General features: G+C 71.7%; 15 protein-coding genes. 8 read left to right on the forward strand and 7 right to left on the reverse strand.

Annotation, left to right across the window (positions count from 1 at the left end):
- Positions 1 to 10 precede the first annotated feature (10 nt).
- The 3 genes from ACFXPL_RS26315 (at position 11) to ACFXPL_RS26325 (ending at position 5,088) form a co-directional block, all read left to right on the forward strand.
- Positions 11 to 2,242 carry a 1,4-beta-glucanase gene (locus ACFXPL_RS26315; protein ID WP_384924122.1) on the forward strand — a complete coding sequence of 744 codons (2,232 nt, stop codon included), beginning with the start codon at positions 11 to 13 and terminating at the stop codon, positions 2,240 to 2,242.
- Entirely contained in the window at positions 2,242 to 4,215 is a 1,974-nt protein-coding gene (locus ACFXPL_RS26320; RefSeq protein ID WP_384924124.1) for a beta-galactosidase, read from the forward strand. Before ACFXPL_RS26315 ends, ACFXPL_RS26320 begins: the two co-directional genes overlap by 1 nt.
- Positions 4,216 to 4,380: 165 nt before the next feature.
- Positions 4,381 to 5,088 carry a hypothetical protein gene (locus ACFXPL_RS26325; protein WP_384924126.1) on the forward strand — a complete coding sequence of 236 codons (708 nt, stop codon included), beginning with the start codon at positions 4,381 to 4,383 and terminating at the stop codon, positions 5,086 to 5,088.
- A 14-nt stretch (positions 5,089 to 5,102) separates the two neighbouring features.
- Here the strand turns inward: ACFXPL_RS26325 and ACFXPL_RS26330 are convergent, their stop codons facing one another.
- From ACFXPL_RS26330 to ACFXPL_RS26340, 3 genes are all read right to left on the reverse strand, one after another.
- Positions 5,103 to 6,125 carry a LacI family DNA-binding transcriptional regulator gene (locus ACFXPL_RS26330; protein WP_384924128.1) on the reverse strand — a complete coding sequence of 341 codons (1,023 nt, stop codon included), beginning with the start codon at positions 6,123 to 6,125 and terminating at the stop codon, positions 5,103 to 5,105.
- A 292-nt stretch (positions 6,126 to 6,417) separates the two neighbouring features.
- Positions 6,418 to 6,894 carry a DUF6114 domain-containing protein gene (locus tag ACFXPL_RS26335; protein ID WP_384924130.1) on the reverse strand — a complete coding sequence of 159 codons (477 nt, stop codon included), beginning with the start codon at positions 6,892 to 6,894 and terminating at the stop codon, positions 6,418 to 6,420.
- 2 nt (positions 6,895 to 6,896) lie between these two features.
- A complete protein-coding gene (locus tag ACFXPL_RS26340; protein WP_384924132.1) occupies positions 6,897 to 7,538 on the reverse strand; it encodes a DUF6230 family protein in 642 nt (213 codons plus the stop codon).
- A 634-nt stretch (positions 7,539 to 8,172) separates the two neighbouring features.
- Here ACFXPL_RS26340 and ACFXPL_RS26345 point away from each other — a divergent pair.
- The gene (locus tag ACFXPL_RS26345; protein WP_384924134.1) at positions 8,173 to 8,850 is read left to right on the forward strand and encodes a Tat pathway signal sequence domain protein; all 678 of its coding nucleotides are present in this window, start codon (positions 8,173 to 8,175) and stop codon (positions 8,848 to 8,850) included.
- 70 nt (positions 8,851 to 8,920) lie between these two features.
- Here ACFXPL_RS26345 and ACFXPL_RS26350 read toward each other — a convergent pair whose 3' ends face one another.
- A complete protein-coding gene (locus tag ACFXPL_RS26350; protein ID WP_384924136.1) occupies positions 8,921 to 9,613 on the reverse strand; it encodes a response regulator in 693 nt (230 codons plus the stop codon).
- Positions 9,610 to 11,424: an ATP-binding protein gene (locus tag ACFXPL_RS26355; protein ID WP_384924138.1), complete on the reverse strand. Its 1,815-nt coding sequence runs from the start codon at positions 11,422 to 11,424 to the stop codon at positions 9,610 to 9,612. The genes ACFXPL_RS26350 and ACFXPL_RS26355 overlap by 4 nt, the downstream gene beginning before the upstream one ends.
- Before the next feature lie 275 nt (positions 11,425 to 11,699).
- Between ACFXPL_RS26355 and ACFXPL_RS26360 the strand changes: the two genes are divergently transcribed.
- From ACFXPL_RS26360 to ACFXPL_RS26375, 4 genes are all read left to right on the forward strand, one after another.
- Positions 11,700 to 12,515, forward strand: coding sequence for an ABC transporter ATP-binding protein (locus ACFXPL_RS26360; RefSeq protein ID WP_384924140.1), 816 nt, complete (start codon positions 11,700 to 11,702; stop codon positions 12,513 to 12,515).
- Positions 12,505 to 13,398: an ABC transporter permease gene (locus ACFXPL_RS26365; RefSeq protein WP_384924142.1), complete on the forward strand. Its 894-nt coding sequence runs from the start codon at positions 12,505 to 12,507 to the stop codon at positions 13,396 to 13,398. The genes ACFXPL_RS26360 and ACFXPL_RS26365 overlap by 11 nt, the downstream gene beginning before the upstream one ends.
- Before the next feature lie 45 nt (positions 13,399 to 13,443).
- A complete protein-coding gene (locus tag ACFXPL_RS26370) occupies positions 13,444 to 14,472 on the forward strand; it encodes an ABC transporter substrate-binding protein (RefSeq protein WP_384924144.1) in 1,029 nt (342 codons plus the stop codon).
- Between the two features lie 239 nt (positions 14,473 to 14,711).
- Positions 14,712 to 16,196, forward strand: coding sequence for a helix-turn-helix domain-containing protein (locus tag ACFXPL_RS26375; protein WP_384924146.1), 1,485 nt, complete (start codon positions 14,712 to 14,714; stop codon positions 16,194 to 16,196).
- A 287-nt stretch (positions 16,197 to 16,483) separates the two neighbouring features.
- Here ACFXPL_RS26375 and ACFXPL_RS26380 read toward each other — a convergent pair whose 3' ends face one another.
- Together ACFXPL_RS26380 and ACFXPL_RS26385 are read right to left on the reverse strand one after the other, a co-directional pair.
- Positions 16,484 to 16,861: a toxin Doc gene (locus tag ACFXPL_RS26380; RefSeq protein ID WP_384924148.1), complete on the reverse strand. Its 378-nt coding sequence runs from the start codon at positions 16,859 to 16,861 to the stop codon at positions 16,484 to 16,486.
- Positions 16,861 to 17,103 (reverse strand): hypothetical protein, encoded by a 243-nt coding sequence (locus ACFXPL_RS26385; protein ID WP_384924150.1) that lies wholly within the window; start codon positions 17,101 to 17,103, stop codon positions 16,861 to 16,863. Before ACFXPL_RS26385 ends, ACFXPL_RS26380 begins: the two co-directional genes overlap by 1 nt.
- Positions 17,104 to 17,137 lie beyond the last annotated feature (34 nt).

Consider the following 17,137-nt stretch of genomic DNA (forward strand, 5'->3'; position numbering starts at 1 on the left):
AGGTGACGTCATGTCCGAGCCGCACGAGGGACACAGCAGACGTACCGTGCTCGCCACCGCGTCCGCCGCCGCCGTGGCGCTCGCCCTGACCGGCGCGTCCGCGGCGACCGCCGCGCCCCGGCCCGGCGCCGTACGGGCCGCCGCGCGGGGTGAGGACGGACCGGTGGCCGCCGCGCAGGCGTACCGCTGGCGCACCGCGGCCATCGGCGGCACCGGGTTCGTCACCGGTGTGCTCTTCCACCCGGCGGTCAAGGGGCTCGCGTACGCCCGTACCGACATCGGCGGGGCCTACCGCTGGGACGACGCGACCGCTGCCTGGACCGCGCTCACCGACCATCTCGGGTGGGACGACTACAACCTGCTCGGTGTCGAGGCGGTCGCCGTCGATCCGGCCCAGCCCGACCGGGTCTATCTCGCGCTCGGCGCCTACGCGCAGTCCTGGGCGGGCAACGGCGCCGTGCTGCGCTCCACGGACCGGGGGGCGACATGGAGCCGCAGCGATCTCTCCGTGAAGCTCGGCGCCAACGAGGACGGGCGCGGCACCGGTGAGCGACTGCTCGTCTCGCCGCTGAACAGCGACACCCTCTACCTCGGAACCCGCCACAACGGACTTCTCAGATCGACCGACCGGGGCGCGACCTGGTCCGCCGCCGCCTTCCCGCCCGCCCCGAACGCCGCCGGTCAGGGCATCACCCTGCTGGTGGCCGCCGGGCGGGTGGTGTACGCGGGGTGGGGCGACGGCGGCAGCGCCCTCTACCGTACGAGCGACGGGGTGACCTGGGAGGCCGTACCGGGCCAGCCGTCCGGCCCGTCGGCGCAGGTGCCGGTCCGGGCGGCGTACGACACAGGCACCCGCGCCCTGTTCGTCACGTACGCCAACACCCCGGGACCCAACAACCAGACCGACGGCTCGGTCCGCCGGTTCGACACCGCCACCGGCGCCTGGACGGACGTGACCCCGGTCAGGCCCACCGCGAGTGATGCCTTCGGCTACGGCGGTGTGACCGTGGACGCCCGGGTCGCCGGTACGGTCGTCGTCTCCACCAACAACCGCTGGGGACCGGTGGACACCCTGTTCCGCTCCACCGACGGAGGACGGAACTGGACCTCGCTCAAGGAGGCGGCGGTCCTGGACGTACGGGAGACCCCGTACCTCAACTGGGGTGGTTCCGCACCGAAGTTCGGCTGGTGGATCCAGGCCGTCGCACTCGACCCGTACGACTCCAGGCATCTGGTGTTCGGGACGGGGGCGACGTTGTACGGGACCCGCGACCTGGTGCGCTGGGCGCCGCAGATCCGCGGTCTGGAGGAGTCGGCGGTGCGGCAGCTCATCTCGCCGCCCACCGGGACGGCCCCGCTGCTGAGCGGCCTCGGGGACATCGGGGTGATGTACCACGACTCGCTGACCGCCTCCCCGTCCCGGGGCATGGCCGCGAACCCGGTCTTCGGCTCGGCCACCGGGCTGGCGCTCGCCCCACTGAAGCCCACGTACGTGGTACGGGCCGGCTGGGGCGACGCGGGCAACGGGGCCTGCTCGAACGACGGCGGGCGGAGCTGGACGCCGTTCGCTGCGCAGCCCGCGATCGCGTCGACCGCGCCGGGGCCGATCGCGGTGAGCGCCGACGGCGCCACCCTGCTGTGGTCGTTCGTCCACTGGGACGGTACGAAGCACCCCGGTTTCCGCTCCACGAACAACGGCGCGGCCTGGAGCGAGGTGACCACGTTCCCCAAGGGCGCGGTGCCGGTCGCGGACCCGGTGGACCCCCGGCGGTTCTACGTGTACGACACCGACGGCGGCGCGGTGTACCGGTCCACGGACGGCGGCGTGACCTTCGTGAAGGGCGCGTCGGGGCTGCCCTCGGGGGACGTCCAGTTCCGGATCGCGGCGGCGCCGGGCAGGACCGGCGACCTCTGGCTCTCCGCCAAGTGGAACGGCCTGTACCGGTCCACCGACGGCGGTACGGCCTTCACCAAGCTGACGAGCTGCTGGGGCTCGTACGCCCTCGGGTTCGGCAGGGCGGCCGCCGGCGCCTCGTACCCCGCCGTCTTCCAGACCGGCGCGACGGAGAACTTCGTCGGTGTGTACCGCTCCGACGACACCGGCGCCACCTGGATCCGGATCAACGACGACGCACACCAGTGGGGGTGGACCGGCGAGACGATCACCGGCGACCCCCGTGTCCACGGCCGTGTCTATCTCGGCACCAACGGCCGTGGCATCCAGTACGGAGACCCCGCCTGATGCCTTCCCTGAACGACTCCACGCGTGGCCGGGTGCTGTTCGGCGGTGACTACAACCCCGAACAGTGGCCCGAGGAGACCTGGTTCGAGGACGCCCGGCTGATGAAGGAGGCCGGGGTCAACTCCGTCACCCTGGGCGTCTTCTCCTGGGCGAAACTCGAACCGCGCCCGGGGGCGAGGAACTTCGGCTGGCTGGACCGGCTGATGGATCTCATGGACGGCAACGGCATCGGCGTGGTCCTGGCGACCCCGACCGCCTCGCCACCGCCGTGGATGGGCGCCCGCCACCCGGAGACACTGCCGCGCGACGAGGACGGCAGGACCGTGTGGTGGGGCTCGCGCCAGCAGTTCTGCGCCAGCTCCTCCGTCTACCGCGCGTACGCCGCCGCCCTCACCGAGGATCTGGCTGAGCGGTACGGGGGCCACCCGGCGCTGCGCATGTGGCACATCAACAACGAGTACTGCACACACTGCTGGTGCGACGGGACGGCCCAGCACTTCCGGTCCTGGCTGCGGACCAGGTACGGCGGCCTCGACGCCCTCAACGAAGCCTGGGGAACGGCCTTCTGGAGTCAGGGGTACGACTCCTGGGAGGAGATCATCCCGCCCCGGCGCGCCCAGTACATGAAGAACCCCGGGCAGGCCCTGGACTTCCGGCGCTTCACCTCCGACGCGCTGCTGGAGTGTTACGTCGCCGAGCGTGACATCGTCCGGCGCCACACCCCGGCCGTCCCGGTCACCACCAACTTCATGCCGTTCTGGATCGGCCAGGACGCCTGGAAGTGGGCGGAGCACGAGGATGTCGTCTCGGTCGACATCTATCCGGACCCCAAGGACCCCGAGGGCGGTCAGCTGAACGCGATGATCGGCGACATGACGCGCTCCCAGGCGCGGGGCCCGTGGGCGCTGATGGAGCAGGCGGCGGGCTCCGTCAACTGGCGTGGTGTCAACCATCCCAAGCCGTACGGGCTGAACCGGCTCTGGTCGCTCCAGTCCGTGGCCCGGGGGGCCGACGCGATCTGCTACTTCCAGTGGCGCCAGTCACGGCAGGGCGCCGAGAAGTTCCACTCGGGCATGCTCGGCCACGCGGGCGAGAGCGGGCGCACCTTCCGTGAGATCAAGCGGATCGGCGCGGATCTCGCGCTGCTCGGACCGGAGGTGGCGGGCACCCGGCCGGCGGCCGGGATCGCCGTCCTGCACGACTGGGACTCCTGGTGGGCGGACCAGCAGGACGGACGGCTCTCCACCCACGTCGACCACCCGCGGATCGTACGGGCCTGGCACCATGCCCTGTGGGAGTCGAACCTGCCCACCGACTTCGCCCGCCCCGACCACGATCTGAGCGCGTACCGGCTGGTCGTCGTCCCGCACCTCTATCTGCTCGACGACACCGCGATCGACAACCTGACCGGCTATGTCGCGGGCGGTGGCACCCTGGTGTGCGGCTTCCTCACCGGGATCGCCGACGAGGACGACCGGGTGCGGCCCGGCGGCATGGACGCCCGGCTGCGCGAACTGCTGGGCATCGGCACGCTCCACGAGTGGTGGCCGCTCGACGCGGACGAGAGCGTGGAGTGCGACGGGTTCCGCGCGGGCCTCTGGTCGGAGGAGCTGGAGCTGTCGACGGGCGAGGCCGTCGCCTCGTACCGCGGCGGGGAGCTGGCCGGGCTGCCGGCCGTCGTCCGCCGGGGCAGGGCCTGGTACGTCTCGACGCTCCCCGAGCCGGCGGCCCTGCGCGCGCTGCTGGCGCGGGTGGCGGAGGGCGCCGGGCTCTCCCCCACGCTGGCGGGGCTGCCCGAGGACGTGGAGGCGGTGCGCCGCGGCGAACTGCTCTTTCTGCTCAACCACGGCGGGAAGAGCGTCACCGTCCCGGTCGACGGCCGCCATCACGAGGTGCTCGGCGACCGGCCCGTGGACGGGGCGGTCGAGCTGGAACGCTTCGGCGTCGCCGCCCTGCGCCCGCTCCGGCCGTAGGGCCCGCTCGTACCGCACCAGAACCGCACCGGCCACGCACCGCACCGCACCCGGACCTTCGCCGGCACCCCCACGGTCCTCCGTGCTCCACGGGCCTCACCGGCCGGCGAGGCCGCGGCTCCGCCCCGGGGCCGCGGTACTTCCCCCACCCATGGAAGGGACACCATGGCACCGCGTATCTGGAAACGACTGCTGCTCGCCCCGGTGGTCGCGTTCGCCGCGCTCGTCGGCTTCGCCGCCGCACCCGCGCAGGCGGCGATCTGGTCCTCGTCGGACCAGTGGGGCAACTACACGACGTCCGACGGCTACACGCTCTACAACAACATCTGGGGTTCGGGCACCGGCCCCCAGACCATCTGGGCCAACTCCTCGTCCAACTGGGGCGTGTGGGCCAACCACCCCAACACCGGCGGCATCAAGTCGTACCCCAACGCCAAGAAGGTGATCGGGAAGCCGCTCAACTCGCTCTCCTCCCTGCGCAGCAGCTACAACGTCACCGTGCCGTCGTCGGGTGCCTACAACACCTCGTACGACATCTGGGACAGCAGCTACAAGTACGAGATCATGCTCTGGATGAACTACCGCGGCGCGGTGGGCCCGCTCGGCACCTCGCAGGGCACGCTCACGCTCGGCGGCCACTCCTGGACGGTCTACAAGGGGTCCAACGGCGCCAACGAGGTGTTCTCGTTCCTGCGCACCTCGAACTCCACCTCCGGGACGGTCGACGTCCTGCCGATCCTCAAGTGGATCAAGGACACCAAGGGATGGTGGGGCAATGTGACCGTCGGTGACGTCCAGTTCGGGTACGAGATCACCTCGTCCTCCGGTGGTCTGGACTTCACCACGAACAGCTTCTCGGTCAGCGGGAGCTGACACCGCGTCATCCGTCAGCGTGGGTTCCCGGGCGCCACCCGGGGACCCGCGCTCTCCCGTACGGTCAGCTCCGGCCTGATCAGCACGACCTCGTCCGTGCCACGCCCGGCGAGCTTCGCGACGACCTGTTCGACCGCGCGGCGCCCCATCTCCTGCGCCGGAACGGCGACGGAGGTCAGCGGGACCGAGGCGTGCACGGCGACCTGGTCGGGGCAGATGGCGACCACCGAGACGTCCTCGGGCACCGCGCGGCGCTGCTGGCGCAGCAGGGCGAGCAGCGGATCGGTGGCGGCCTCGTTCTGGACGATGAAGGCGGTCGTGCCGGGGCGTTCGTCGAAGATCCGGCCGACGGTGGCGGAGACCGCCGCGTAACTGCCCTCGCAGGGGCGGTGCAGCACCCGCAGGCCCAGCTCCCTGCCGCGCTCCGCCACTCCGCTCAGGGTGCGTTCGGCGAAGCCGGTGAGCCGTTCGTAGAAGCCCGGGGCCTCGCCGATGACCGCTATCTCCCGGTGACCGAGCCCGGCGAGGTGCTCCGCACAGAGGGCGCCCGCGGCGGCGAAGTCCAGGTCGACGCAGCTCAGTCCCGCGGTGTCGGTGGGCAGCCCGATCAGCACGGCGGGGCGGTGCGCCTCGCGCAGCGGCGGCAGCCGGGCGTCGTGCAGCTCCACGTCCATCAGGATCATCGCGTCGGCGAGGGCGCTGCCCTCGACGCGGCGCACCGCGGCCGGACCCTCCTCGCCGGTGAACAGGAGCACGTCGTACCCGAACGTGCGCGCCGTGGTGGCGACGGCGAGGGCGATCTCCATCATCACCGGCACATACATGTCGGTGCGCAGCGGCATCATCAGAGCGATGATGTTGGACCGGCTGCTGGCCAGGGCGCGGGCCCCCGCGTTGGGGTGGTAGCCGAGTTGTTCGATGCTGCGCTCGACACGCTCCCGTGTGGTGACGGATATGGACCGCTTGCCGCTGAGGACATAGCTCACCGTGCTGGCGGAGACTCCGGCGTGCTGAGCTACATCGGCGAGGGTGACCATTCAGCTCTCCAAGACGGGCCGTTGTGGGGGTGAAGCGCTTCAACAACACCGCCTTCGAGAGTAGTTGGCACGCCAATGAACTGTCCATAGTACGATCGAAGCGCTTCGACACTCCGCACCTCCACGTCGTCACCGGCACCCTTCCCCCCGCCCCCTGCCCGTGAGCGCCGCGCACGGAAGAGCGGGCCCGGCCGGAAGGGGCCGGGCCCGCTCGGGGCCACGCGTGCGCGGGTGGTGACAGGGTGCCGGAGACGTGGAGGGGGCTCCCGGGGTACGGTGCTCCGCCCGCCGGTCAGGACGCGGGCCGGCCCGCCGCGGCGGCGGGAGCAGCGGCGGCGCGCCGGCGGAGGCGGCGCCGGCGGCGCGGCTCCTGGTCGGGCAGCCAGCCGAAGGCCATGGAGCTGCCGATGACACCGAGGAGCAGACCGACGAAGAACCCGCCGAGGTTCGAGGTGACCCAGGAGCCGAGCGAGGTCAGCACCCCGATGACGGAGTAGAAGAGCCGCTGGGCGGGGTTGAGGATCAGCAGCAGCCCGCACACCGCCATGATCAGCGGGAGGACGTACGCGGCGACGCCGCCCGCGCCCGCCTGGAGGACGACGGAGATGGACGCCTGTTCCGTCAGCAGGATCTCACCCCCGCCGAGCAGCAGCAGGAGTCCGCCCCAGAAGGGGCGGCGTCTGCGCCAGGTGGCGAAGGACCGCCGACGGCTGCGCCCCCCGGCCGGGACGGTGGTCCCGGCCGGGGGGCCCGCTTCGGGCGGAACCACGTTCAGCAGCCCTTCGAGCTGAAGTCGAGATGCAGGTTGGGCAGGGTGAACCGGGCGGCCGTGGTGGCGTAGTTGGTCTGCCGCAGGTTGGTGATGACGACGTTGTCGGCCTGCTGGCCGAAGACGCCGAGCGGCCCCTTGACGCCCGCCTTGGTGAAGGTGCTGGCGTCCCCGCCGATCTCGATGTTGTCGAAGTCCGCCTGCTTTCCGCTGAGTTCGGTCGAGTCGGTGGTCAGGGCCGTGGCGGACACCGGGGTGCCCTTGTCGCCCGCGGTGATGTGCAGGTACGTACCGCCGAGTTCGACGCTCTGGCACAACTTGGTCAGCTTGGCCTTCTTGATGGCGGAGACCACGACCAGCACCTGTCCGCCGGTGTCGCCGGCGTTGGGACTGCCCTCCGCCATGCTGTCCAGCGCACCGAACTGCTCGAAGCCCTCGGCGTCCAGACGGTCGGCGGTGACCACGAAGGGCATGCCGGAAATGGCGAACTGCGCGGCGATGGCGCCCTGGGCGGTGAGGACGACGAGCGCGGCGGCCACCGCGAACGCCGGCACGCCCATGACGGCGGCCCGGCGCAGCCGTACCCTTCCCCGCCGTTCGGCTCTCTCGGGCGTTTCACCGCCGGTGACTTCGGACGTGGCCATGAGCTGCTCCTGAAGGTGTGGTGACCGGAACGAGCTTGCGCGGCGGGGTCCTGGCGCGGACGGCTCCCGGCGCCGACAGGGTTTCCCGGAGGTGGCGACGGCGCGGCCATGGGAGTCGAGGTGAAGTTACTCCCAGGTATCGTCGGGGTCAACAGCCTTGTGAAAATTGGGTGTTGTTCGTGTGTGCAGGGGAGCGCGGCGCGCTCGCGCGCCCCCGCCGGCACCCTGGCGGGACGTCGGCCGACGCACCCGAAAACCGCGCTGACGTCAGAGTACCGTGGGTAACTTTACTCGGCGACTTCCCTCTCGGGGCCTTGACTCGGTCCACCGGACAGGTCTACAACGCTCTTGGGTTTCCTTCTGTGCCGCGCTCGTCCCCGGCACGGGAACAGGTCCATGGCGCTGGGCCCGTTCCGCCCTCCTCGCTCCGCCCTCTCCGTCCTGGAGCACCCTCCTTCCGCTCCGTCACCGCCGCGCGGCGCGCACCCGGCCCCGCACGGCCGGATCCGTCCCGTGTGTGCGCCCCGTGGCCGAGCCGCGGCGGGGCGTACGGCAAAAACCGCACCCCGCCGCCCCGTCCGGGCACGCCTTCGCGCCACTTTTCTCAACTCGCCACTCGCGAAAGGGACTTCGCATGCGCGCACAACGCACTCTTCTCTCCGTCGCCGGCCTCACCACCGTGGCCGCCCTCCTCGCCATGGGCCCGGCCTCCGCCGCCGGGACCACGGCCGAGGCGGGCAATGTGCTCACCTACGGCAGCGCGGCCGGTTCCGCCGTCGCCGTGGGCGATGTGCTCACGTCCTCGCTCAGCTCCGGGACGACCGTGGCGATCCGTACCACCTCCGGCGGCACGACCGGGATCACCTGCACCGCCTCGCAGTTCACCGTGGCGGTCACCGGGAATCCGGCCGCCCCCGGCACCGCCACCGAGTCACTCACCGCGCACACCTTCGGCGGGTGCACCAGCAACATCCTCGGCACGACCGGGGTGCAGAGCATCACGGTCGAGCACCTGCCGTTCACCACCTCCGTCGCCTCCGGCGGCGCGCTCACGGTGGCCGCCGGGAGCGCCGGCGTGGTGCAGACGACGGTCAAGCTCAGCACCATCCTCGGCACCACTACCTGCGTCTACACCTCGACGGGGCTGAACGGCACGACGTCCAACACCGACAACTCCATCACGTTCGCGAACCAGTTGTTCAGCCGGTCGTCGGGGCCCATCACCTGCCCGGCCGCCAGCTACTTCTCCGCCAAGTACGGCCCGGTCAAGGACACGAGCCAGTCCGGCAGTCCGAGCGTGTACGTCAACTGAGCCCGGCGCGGGCCTCGTTCGCCCTCCGGCCGCCCAGGGCCGGGGGACGGACGCGGGCCGCCGGGGGCTGTCAGGGCACCGGCGCCCAGGCGTAACGGTGCTCCGGGCGTCCGGTGTCGCCGTACTTCAGGGTGAGACTGATGTGGCCGGTGCTCTCCAGATACTTCAGATAGCGCTGCGCCGTGGAGCGGCTGACCCCGGTGCGCTCGGCCACCTCGTGCGCGGAGAGCGGCCGGCCGGCCCCGCCCAGGACCCGGCGGATCAGGCCGACCGTCGCCGCCGAGTGCCCCTTGGGCAGTTCGGAGCGCGGGGCGTCCGCCGTCTTGAAGGCACCGAAGATACGGTCCACCTGCTCCTGGCCCGCCTCGCCCCGGCCGCCGACGCCGTCGAGGGTACGGCGCAGGGCCGCGTACCCGTCGAGCTTGGCGCTGAGTCCGGAGAAGCTGAACGGCTTGACGACGTACTGGAGCGCGCCGTAGCGCATCGCGGCCCGCACGGTGGCCACGTCGCGGGCCGCCGTCACCATGATCACATCGGCGGTGTGGCCGAGCTGCCGCATCCGGCGCACCAGGGTCAGGCCCGTCTCGTCCGGCAGATAGTGGTCGAGCAGTACCAGATCGACATGGTCGCGTTCCAGGGTGGCCAGCGCCTGGGCGGCGGTATGGGCGCGGGCCCTGACCCGGAAACCGGGAACCTGGGCCACGTACGCGGCGTTGATCTCGGCGACGCGGAAGTCGTCGTCCACGACGAGGACATCGATCACTGGGGCTCCCCTGCGGCCATGAGCTGACGCTCGGGGAACGCGTCCCCGGCGATGTCGTCCCCCGCCGCGTCGTCCCCGGCCGCGGCGGCCGGAGCGAGCGCCTCCGGCAGGACGACGGTGAAGACCGCGCCCCCGCCCGCCCGCGCGGTGACCCGGGCCATCCCGCCGTACCGCTGGGCGAGCCGGCGCACCAGGGCCAGGCCGAGCCCTCTGCCCCGGTGGAAGGCGACCGGGCCCGCCTCCCCCGGCGACGGGTGGTCCGGACCGGCCGGGAGCGGCGGGCGGGCCGGGTGCTTGGTGGACCAGCCCTCGGCGAAGATCCGGTCGCGCAGGGCGGGCGGTACGCCGGGTCCGGTGTCGGCGACGCGGAGGACGGCGGTGGTGTGTTCGGCCCGCAGCTCGACCTCCACGAAGAGTTCGGCGCGGCTCCCACCGGCCCCTGTGGCGCGGGTTCCCTCACCCGGGCCGCCCCCGGGCCCGTCACCGGGTGGTGCGGCGTCACGGTGCCCGGCGACGGCGTCGAGCGCGTTGTCGATGAGGTTGCCCAGGACGGTCACCAGGTCGCGCGGGTCGACCACCCGGTCGTGCAGCAGGGTGGCGGCGGAGACCCGCAGGGACACACCGCGCTCGGCGGCGACGGCCGCCTTGCCGACGAGCAGCGCCGACAGCAGGGGGTCGTACACGCGTTCCGCGATCTGTTCCGCGGAGGAGCGGTGGGTGTCGGCGATCTCGGCGACGAAGGCGGCGGCCATCTCGTGCCGGCCCAGTTCGAGGAGTCCGAGCACGGTGTGCAGCCGGTTGGCGTGTTCGTGGTCCTGCGCCCGTAGCGCGTCCAGCAGGCCTTGGGTGCTGTCGAGTTCACGGCCGAGCTGTTCCAGCTCGGTGCGGTCGCGCAGGGTGACCACGGCGCCACCGTCCCGGGTCGGCATCCGGTTGGCGACCAGGACCCGGCTGCCGCTCACGGTCAGCAGATCGGTACCCGTCACGCGTCCCGCCAGGACGTCCGTGGTCCGGCCGGGCGGCAGGACCTCGTCCAGGGGCCGTCCGGTGGCGTCCGCGCCGAGCCCCAGCAGCCGGCCCGCCTCGTCGTTGGCCAGGCGGATCCTGCCGTACCGGTCACAGGCGACGACCCCCTCCCGTACGCCGTGCAGCATCGCCTCGCGCTCGTCGAGGAGGGCGGAGATGTCGGCGAAGGCGACCCCATGGGTTCGGCGGCGCAGCCTGCGGGAGACCCCGTACGCGGCGAGCGCCCCGACGGCGAGCGCCGCGCCCGCGCAGAGCAGCAGGGCCGGTACGGCGTCGAGCAGCCGTTCGCGCACACTGGCGTACGCGATGCCGACGGAGACGGCGCCGACGATCCGTCCGCCGGGGCCGAGGAGCGGAACCTTGGCGCGGGCGGACCGGCCCAGGGTGCCGTCGTCGATCTGCCGGATCTCACGGCCGGAGAGCGCCACGCTGGGGTCGGTGGAGACGTGCCGGCCGATCTCGGCGGTGTTGGTGTGGGACCAGCGCACACCGCGCGTGTCCATCACCACGACGTAGAGCGCGTCGGTGGCCAGCCGGATCTGCTCGGCCTCGGCCTGCACCGGGCCCCGGTCGCTCGGCGCGGTGGTGAGCACTTCCCGGGCGATGTCGGGATCGGCGGCGGTGGTCTGGGCGATGGCGAGGGCGCGGTGCATCGCCTCGTCGTCCAGTTCGGAGCCGAGAGGGGCCAGGAAGAGGCAGGTGGCGAGAACCATCACCCCGGTGGTGAGCGCCAGTTGCGCCACCAGTACCTGGGCGAAGACGCGGCGGGGCCAGCGCACACGCATATGTCCTCCTCCGTGTCGGGCCCGCCGGCCGGTTCCCTGTCCGTCGGTCCGCCTGCCGGCCTGCCCGTCGATCCGTTCCTCCACGGGGACGCACATCTCCGCGCGACACCGTGGTGAACGCAACGTAAGCCGACGGGGAGCCGCTGCCCAGCCCTGTGCGCCTCTTTTGTCGTCACGGCCTGAGCAGAATGAGCAGAACGCCGTTTGCGCGCACAACGACGGGTTGCGCCCACAAGACTGCCGCTGTGGTCCGGGTCACTCCTAGCCTCCCGGCCATGAGCAGTCACACGAGCCCGGCCATCGAGCTGCGGGGAGCGAGCAAGGCGTTCCGGACCCCGTCGGGAACGCTTCACACCGCCGTCAGGGATCTGGATCTGACGGTCGGCCGCGGCGAGTTCGTCGCCGTGGTCGGCCCCACCGGATGCGGGAAATCGACCACGCTGACCCTGGTCAGCGGTCTGGAGGAGCCCACCGAGGGCGAGGTGCTGGTGGCCGGTGAACCGGTCGACGGCATCGGCGACAAGATCGGATTCGTCTTCCAGCAGGACGCGGTGTTCCCCTGGCGCACCGTCCTGTCCAATGTGATGGCGGGCCCCCGCTTCCGGGGGACGCCCAAGGCGGAGGCCAGGGAACGGGCCCGCGAATGGCTCGCCCGGGTCGGGCTCTCGTCCTTCGAGGACCGCTATCCGCACCAGCTCTCGGGCGGCCAGCGCAAGCGCGTGGCACTCGCGGCGACCTTCGTCAACGATCCCGAACTCCTCCTCATGGACGAGCCGTTCTCGGCGCTCGACGTGCAGACCCGCGCGCTGATGTCCGACGAGCTGCTGGAGCTGTGGGCCGGGACGGGCGCCTCCGTCGTCTTCGTCACGCACGACCTGGAGGAGTCCATCGCCCTCGCCGACAAGGTCGTGGTCATGACGGCCGGTCCTGCGACCGTCAAGGAGGTCTTCACCATCGACCTGCCGCGTCCCCGCAAGGTGGAGTCCGTACGGCTCGAACCCCGGTTCGTCGAGATCTACCGGGAGATCTGGTCGTCGCTCGGCGAAGAGGTCAGGATCACCCGCGAGAGGGGTGCGGCCGATGCCGCCTGAGACCGTGACCGCCGCCGCGGTCCCCGTGCGGCCCGCCACCGGTACGGACCAGGGCGGGGGCGGCGACCGTACCCGGGCCCGGGCGCGTGCCGCGCGCAGCCGCCGGATCCTGGTGTACGGGGCCCGGGTCCTGCTGCTCATCGCCCTGATCGGGATGTGGGAGTGGCTGGCCAGGGCGGCCGTCATCGATCCCTTCAACTTCTCGATGCCGTCGAAGATCTGGGACCAGATCACACAGTGGGCGGTGCACGGCACACCGCAGGGCTCCCTGTGGGAACAGATCTGGTACACGCTGTACGAGGCGCTGCTCGGCTGGGTCATCGGGGTGACCGGCGGTGTGGTGCTGGGGATCGCGCTCGGCCGGGTCCGCTTCCTCGCCGATGTGCTCGGCCCGTACATCAAGGTGCTCAACGCGCTGCCACGGATCGTGCTGGCACCGATCTTCCTCATCTGGTTCGGGCTCGGCCCGGCCTCGAAGGTCGCCTCGGCGGTCGTGCTGGTCTTCTTCCCCGTCTTCTTCAACGCGTTCCAGGGAGCGCGGGAGGTGGACCGCAATCTGGTGGCCAACGCGCGGATCCTCGGCGCGAGCAACCGTCAGGTCACCCTTCAGGTCGTGATCCCCTCCGCCACCTCGTGGATCTTCACCAGCCTGCATGTCAGCTTCGGTTTCGCGCTGATCGGCGCGATCGTCGGTGAGTACATCGGGGCGACCAAGGGCATCGGGCTGCTCGTCTCGGCCTCGCAGGGCACCTTCAACGCGGCAGGCGTGTACGCGGCGATGGTGATCCTCGCGGTCGTCGCGCTGCTCGCCGAGGCGCTGCTGACCTTCCTGGAGAAACGCCTCTTCCGCTGGAAGCCCGCCGAGCCGGGCACCGAGCGCTGACCACCGCCCGGCCTTCTTCCCACTTCTCCTCACAAGGACGTGACCATGCGTACGCATCTCAGAATGTCGGCGGCGGCGGTCTCCGCGCTGCTCGCCCTGTCCACCCTGACCGCCTGCGGCGGCGACTCCTCCGCCGGAGACTCCGGCGGCAAGGTGAAGATCATGGTGGGCGGCCTGGACAAGGTCATCTATCTGCCGGCGATGCTCACCCAGAAGCTGGGCTACTTCTCCGAGGAGGGCGTCGAGGTACAGCTCCTCACCGAGCCGGCCGGGGTGCAGGCCACGACGTCGCTCGTCTCGGGCGACGTCCAGGGAGTGGTGGGTTTCTACGACCACACGCTCGATCTCCAGGTCAAGGGCAAGCAGGTGGAGTCGGTGGTGCAGTTCTCGCACGCCCCCGGTGAGGTCGAGGTCGTCTCCAACAAGGCCGCGGCCGGGCTGACTTCCCCCAAGGACTTCAAGGGCAAGAAGCTCGGGGTCACCGGGCTCGGCTCGTCCACCGACTTCCTCACGAAGTACCTCGCGGTCAACGACGGGGTGTCGACGGACGAGTTCTCGACCGTGGCGGTCGGAGCGGGACAGACCTTCATCTCCGCGCTGCAACAGGGCTCCATCGAGGGCGGTATGACGACCGACCCGACGGTCGCGCAGATCCTGGACAAGAAGCTCGGCAAGGTCCTGATCGACATGCGCACACCTGAGGGTTCGAAGCAGGCGCTCGGCGGACCGTACCCCTCCTCCAGCCTCTACATGAACACCGACTGGGTGAACGGGCACCGGGAGACCGTGCAGAAGCTGGCCAACGCCTTCGTGAAGACGCTCCGTTGGATGGCGTCGCACTCCCCCGAGGAGATCGCGGCGAAGATGCCCGCGGACTACGCGCAGGGCGGCAAGGAGCTGTACGCGCAGTCCATCAGGAGCACCCTGCCGATGTTCACGACCGACGGTGTGATGCCGGCCGACGGGCCCGAGACCGTGGAGCGGGTCCTGAAGGCGTTCAACCCCAACCTGAAGAACGCGAAGGTCGACCTGGAGAAGACGTACACGACGGAGTTCGTGAAGAAGACCGGGTGACCACGCCGTAGACTGTCCCTCTTTCGGGGGCCGTCGGGGGTCGTGGCAGGAGATCGCATGCATGGCCGGCCCGAGGTGACGGACAGGTCCGCACCTCCAGGTCCTCCCGTCGGGCTCGCGCCGGCCGGGTCCGTACGGAGCACGCCCGCCGGAAACCGTCCCGTACGGACCCGTCCCGTACGGACGCGGCTCATACGGACGGGGCTCATACGGAGCCGGGTCCCGGGCGGCCGGCCCTGATGGCGGCGCGGCACGGGACACCCCCGCCCGCCGGCCGGCTCGACGAACTGCTCTACCTGGTCGGTCAGCAGGCCTGGCGGCCGGACGTGGGTGTCCAGGGAGTCGTCGACTGGCTCCACCGGCAGCTCGGCACGGAGGTCGCCCTCGTCGGCCGCGCGCACACGGTGGAGCTTTCGACCTCAGGTTTCCCCCGGGAGATCCTGCCCGCGCTCGAACCGGTGCTCACCCGGCTGGCCACCGGCCGGATGGCCGCCGCGGCCACCGAGGTCGGAGCGGTACACGTACGGCTGGAGGGGGTCGGCTCCGACGACCCGCGCCGGGTGCTCGTGCTGGCCGGGGCGGACCGGCTGACCGGCAAGGAGGCCGCCGCCGCCTCGCACACCGGCCACATCATCGCCCTGCTGCACCGGGCCCGGGCGGCCGACACGGTGTTACGCGGCTACCAGGAGAAGGCCCACCAGATGCGGGTGGCCCTCTTCATGGCGCTCATGGCGGGCGACATCCTCCTGGCCCGGCGCATGACCACCGGCGCGGTCCCCGAACTGCTGGGCGCCGACCGGATCCGCGTCCATCTGCTGCGCTGCGCGCCCGCCGACCGCGACCGGCTCGCCCAGGCCCACCAGGACCCCTCCGGCTATCACGGCCGGGCCATGATGGTGCGCTGCCCGGTCTACGACGACCATCTGATCTGCGTCGTCGCCGAGGACGAGGACGCTCCGCCGAAGCTGGGCGGCGTGCTGCGCGAACTGGTCGCCGACACCGAGGAGTACGCCCTGGGCATCAGCGCCCCGCACCCGCTGCGCGCGACGGCCCAGGCGTACGAAGAGGCCCGGCACGCCCTGGCGGTGGCCGGCAACACCCCCGGCAGGGTGGCCGGTTACCGGGGCCGGGAACCGCTGGAGCGGCTGCTGCCACGCGAGGAAGCACTCGCCTGGGCGTCCACCCTGCTGCGGCCGCTGGAGTCCCTGCCGGAGCTGACCGCCGAGACCACCCGGCTCGCCCTGTTCTTCCCCCGGTCGGGGGTGGCCTCCCTGCTGGGCATCAGCCGCAACACCGTCACCGCCCACCTCGCACGCTCCGAGGCCGCGCTCGGCCTCGACCTCCGGGACATCCGCGCGCGTGCCGCGCTCGCCCTGGCCCTGGCGGTCACCGCGCTGCACCAGGACGGCGGACCCGTCGGCGCGCCAGCGCCGCCGGGCGGCGCGGAGCCACCGGCCGGCGGCGGGAGGGCTGCCGCGTGGGCCGCGGAGTTCCTCGGTCCGCTGCGGGACGACCGCCATCGGCGCGTCCGCGAGACACTCCGTGTCTGGATCGAGTCGAACGCCGACGCGCAGCGGACCGCCCGGCGGCTCGGCAGCAGCCGTACGACCGTCGCGGCCCGGCTGCGCACCGCGGAGCGGTTGCTGGGGCGGGATCTGCTGTCCACCGGCTCAGGCGTCCACGAGCTCGTGCACGCCTTCCACTTCTCGGGGGAGAGCCCGTGATTCACGCGGCGGGGTCCGGCGCTCCACGGTCCGGACCGTGCGCCGTGACCAGGACGCCACCCGCCGGCCTGCCCCGGAGCGCCGGATCCGCGCCGGGCTGTGCGTCGTGCGCACTCCGGCCCCGGATTTGGGCACCGTGACCACCGAAACTCGCTTTCGCACAGGCGGGTGATCGCGGTGTACTCGTTCCCGGCAGCGCTTCCGGCCGCCCCGCACGGGGGGCAGGGCGGACGGGCCTGCCCACGTGCGCGGCAGGTGGACCGGACCGGGTCCGCCCGCCGCGCGGTTCAGATGCGCCAGCCCCGTATCCGGTCCGCGGCCTGGTAGACGTTGGCCTTGCCCGACTGGATGGCCCGCACCAGGTCGACGAGCGCCCCGTACGGCGGATCGATGCCCTCGCCCGAGGCGTGCATGTACGCGGCGGCCACCTGGCAGGCGTACAGGCTGTTGCGGTACGGCAGCGGCTCCAGCCGCACCAGGGTGTGGATGAGGGCCGCGGCGCGCCAGGACACGTCGGGTTCACTCGTGGCCGGGCGCGGGATACGGGTCTTGTGCCGCGCGACGGCCGCGACGAGCGCGGAGTAGTCGGCCACGGACACGTCCTCCGGGACGGCCTGCTCCTGTACGTCCAGAAGCCAGGCCACATCGATGTACAGGACGGGCATCAGGCGGCTTCCACCTGCTGCCTGCCGTGCGGAGCCGGTGGCACCTCGCCCGCGAACGCCTCGTCGAACTCGCCCCTGTGCTGCTCGCCCCAGGCGACGGCGTAGCGGACGAACTGCAACCGCTGCTGCTCGCGCAGGGGCAGGTCGTGGACGTACTGCTTGAGCGACTTGCCCTCGGCGGCGGCCGCGGCGCGGACGGCTTCGAGCTCGTCGTCGGTGAAGCTGATGTTGAGTGACGGCATGGTTCTACGGTACCTAACAGGTACCGCGCCGGGA

Origin of the sequence: Streptomyces sp. NPDC059092 (assembly GCF_042756365.1) — a bacterium.
Lineage (GTDB): Bacteria > Actinomycetota > Actinomycetes > Streptomycetales > Streptomycetaceae > Streptomyces.

Bases quoted from the DNA above. Each gene is read 5' to 3' on its own strand.
- ACFXPL_RS26315 (WP_384924122.1), top strand. From the start codon at position 11: ATGTCCGAGCCGCACGAGGGACACAGCAGACGTACCGTGCTCGCCACC.
- ACFXPL_RS26320 (WP_384924124.1), top strand. From the start codon at position 2,242: ATGCCTTCCCTGAACGACTCCACGCGTGGCCGGGTGCTGTTCGGCGGT.
- ACFXPL_RS26325 (WP_384924126.1), top strand. From the start codon at position 4,381: ATGGCACCGCGTATCTGGAAACGACTGCTGCTCGCCCCGGTGGTCGCG.
- ACFXPL_RS26330 (WP_384924128.1), bottom strand. From the start codon at position 6,125: ATGGTCACCCTCGCCGATGTAGCTCAGCACGCCGGAGTCTCCGCCAGC.
- ACFXPL_RS26340 (WP_384924132.1), bottom strand. From the start codon at position 7,538: ATGGCCACGTCCGAAGTCACCGGCGGTGAAACGCCCGAGAGAGCCGAA.
- ACFXPL_RS26345 (WP_384924134.1), top strand. From the start codon at position 8,173: ATGCGCGCACAACGCACTCTTCTCTCCGTCGCCGGCCTCACCACCGTG.
- ACFXPL_RS26355 (WP_384924138.1), bottom strand. From the start codon at position 11,424: ATGCGTGTGCGCTGGCCCCGCCGCGTCTTCGCCCAGGTACTGGTGGCG.
- ACFXPL_RS26360 (WP_384924140.1), top strand. From the start codon at position 11,700: ATGAGCAGTCACACGAGCCCGGCCATCGAGCTGCGGGGAGCGAGCAAG.
- ACFXPL_RS26365 (WP_384924142.1), top strand. From the start codon at position 12,505: ATGCCGCCTGAGACCGTGACCGCCGCCGCGGTCCCCGTGCGGCCCGCC.
- ACFXPL_RS26370 (WP_384924144.1), top strand. From the start codon at position 13,444: ATGCGTACGCATCTCAGAATGTCGGCGGCGGCGGTCTCCGCGCTGCTC.
- ACFXPL_RS26375 (WP_384924146.1), top strand. From the start codon at position 14,712: ATGGCGGCGCGGCACGGGACACCCCCGCCCGCCGGCCGGCTCGACGAA.
- ACFXPL_RS26380 (WP_384924148.1), bottom strand. From the start codon at position 16,861: ATGCCCGTCCTGTACATCGATGTGGCCTGGCTTCTGGACGTACAGGAG.
- ACFXPL_RS26385 (WP_384924150.1), bottom strand. From the start codon at position 17,103: ATGCCGTCACTCAACATCAGCTTCACCGACGACGAGCTCGAAGCCGTC.